This is a genomic window from Agromyces humi (assembly GCF_009720255.1).
Taxonomy (GTDB): domain Bacteria; phylum Actinomycetota; class Actinomycetes; order Actinomycetales; family Microbacteriaceae; genus Agromyces; species Agromyces humi.
The window spans coordinates 1-1,762 of the sequence record NZ_WJSP02000571.1 but is presented as its reverse complement, the minus strand read 5'-3'; the positions used below and the strand labels follow the sequence as shown (position 1 = coordinate 1,762).

The 1,762-nt window shown below is 70.5% G+C and carries 3 protein-coding genes; 2 read left to right on the top strand and 1 reads right to left on the bottom strand.

Features of this window, described 5'->3' with window-relative positions; genetic code table 11:
• The coding region (locus GH736_RS22395; protein WP_159607181.1) for a serine/threonine-protein kinase at positions 1-723 on the bottom strand (723 nt) is incomplete at its 3' end.
• Between the two features lie 204 nt (positions 724-927).
• Between GH736_RS22395 and GH736_RS22390 the strand changes: the two genes are divergently transcribed.
• Both GH736_RS22390 and GH736_RS22385 read left to right on the top strand, forming a co-directional pair.
• Positions 928-1,407 carry an SRPBCC family protein gene (locus GH736_RS22390; protein WP_159607179.1) on the top strand — a complete coding sequence of 160 codons (480 nt, stop codon included), beginning with the start codon at positions 928-930 and terminating at the stop codon, positions 1,405-1,407.
• Positions 1,404-1,721, top strand: a complete 318-nt coding sequence (locus GH736_RS22385; protein WP_159607177.1) for an ArsR/SmtB family transcription factor — start codon at positions 1,404-1,406, stop codon at positions 1,719-1,721. Before GH736_RS22390 ends, GH736_RS22385 begins: the two co-directional genes overlap by 4 nt.
• Positions 1,722-1,762: the final 41 nt, after the last annotated feature.

The following is a 1,762-nucleotide window of genomic DNA, read 5'->3' as shown; positions in this document are numbered from 1 at the left end:
CATCGGCACCGCGATCGAGCGGGCAGGCGGACTGCCCGACGGGTTCGTGCTGGCCACCAAGGCGGACCCCGACGGCCGGGACTTCTCGGCCACGCGTGTGCGCCGGTCGTTCGAGGAGAGCTGCGAGAACACGTCGGACGCGAAGCTCGTGGGCTTGCCCTGCGCCACCTCGGGGGCGAGGAAGGCCGGGGTGCCGTGCACCATGCCGGTGGCCGTGATGGTCGTGTCGCCGAGGGCGTGCGAGATGCCGAAGTCGCTGATCATCGCCGAGCCGTCCTCGGTGATGAGGATGTTGCCCGGCTTCACGTCTCGGTGCACGATCCGGAGCTTGTGGGCCGCCGCGAGCGCGGAGGCCACCTCAGCGCCGATCCGCGCCGTCTCGCGCGGGCTCAGGGTGCCGCGCTCCCGGAGGAGCACCGACAGCGGCGTCGACTCCACCAGCTGCATCACGATGCACGGCTGACCCTCGTGCTCCACGACGTCGAACACGGTGACCGCGTGCGGGTGGTGCAGCCCGGCCGTGATGCGGGCCTCCCGCATCGCCCGGTCGGTGGCGGCCTCGCGCTCCCGGTCGCCGAGGTCGGCCTGGGTGCGGAGCATCTTGAGGGCCACGTCGCGGTGCAGGCGCTCGTCCCACGCATGCCACACGACGCCCATGCCGCCCGAGCCGATCAGCTTGACCAGCCGGTAGCGGTCGGCGACGAGGGTCGTCGGACTGCTCATTGAGCTCGCTCCTTCGGGTTGGCACGACGCTACGCCCAGCGGCCGGTTTGCTCACGGGCCTTGCGGTGGTGGCCCCGGTGTGGAAGGGGCGCCATAGAACTGCAACTCAGAGGTTGCATCATGCCTTCCGATGTGCAACCCTGAAGTTGCAATTGGTGAGGGAAGCCACGCATTTCCAACAGCACTCCCACGAAAGGAACCATCATGGAGCACATGACCAGCAACCCGGCATCCGTCGTCGACGAGGGCCGGTTCGCCGTACGTCGCACGATCCAGATCGCGGCCCCCATCGAGAAGGTGTGGTCGGCGGTCACGCAGCCCGAGCACATCTCGCAGTGGTTCGGCACGGCCGTCATCCACGGCGCTGGTGTCGGCGCGCGCGGAACCCTCACCTTCGAGGGCTACGGCGTGGTGCCGCTGCGGATCGAGGCGTTCGACGAGCCGCGGCTCGTGTCGTACCGATGGGGCAATGACGACGCGAGCGGCACCATGCCCGACGAGGTCGACGAGCACTCCACCGTCTTCACGTTCACCCTCGAGCCCACCGCCGACGGCACGCAGCTCACCGTGGTCGAGACCGGGTTCGAGGCCACCTCCGACCCGGCCGCGAACATGGAGAGCCACCGCGGCGGCTGGAACGACGAGCTCGACAAGCTCGTCGCCCTGCTCGAGCGCGGCGCATGACCATGAAGGCGCTGGTCCCCGTGTTCGCCGCACTCGGCGACGAGACCCGGTGGAGCATCCTGGCGGCACTCGGCGAGGGCGACGCGTCGGCGTCGGCCCTCGCCGGGCGCCTGCCCGTCAGCCGCCAGGCGATCGCGAAGCACCTCGCCGTGCTGCAGGAGGTCGGGCTGGTCGAGCCCGTGCGCGTCGGCCGCGAGGTGCGCTACCGCGTGATCGGCGCGGAACTCACCGCCACCGCTCGACGACTCGACGCCATCGGCGCCGAATGGGACCGCCGCCTCACCGCGATCAAGGAGATCGCCGAGGGCCTCTGAGGCGTGTCGTCCGGGGCGCACCCGGGGCGTGCGCAAGCCCA

Coding starts and splice junctions, on each gene's coding strand:
- GH736_RS22385 (WP_159607177.1), top strand. CDS start 1,404: ATGACCATGAAGGCGCTGGTCCCCGTGTTCGCCGCACTCGGCGACGAG.
- GH736_RS22390 (WP_159607179.1), top strand. CDS start 928: ATGGAGCACATGACCAGCAACCCGGCATCCGTCGTCGACGAGGGCCGG.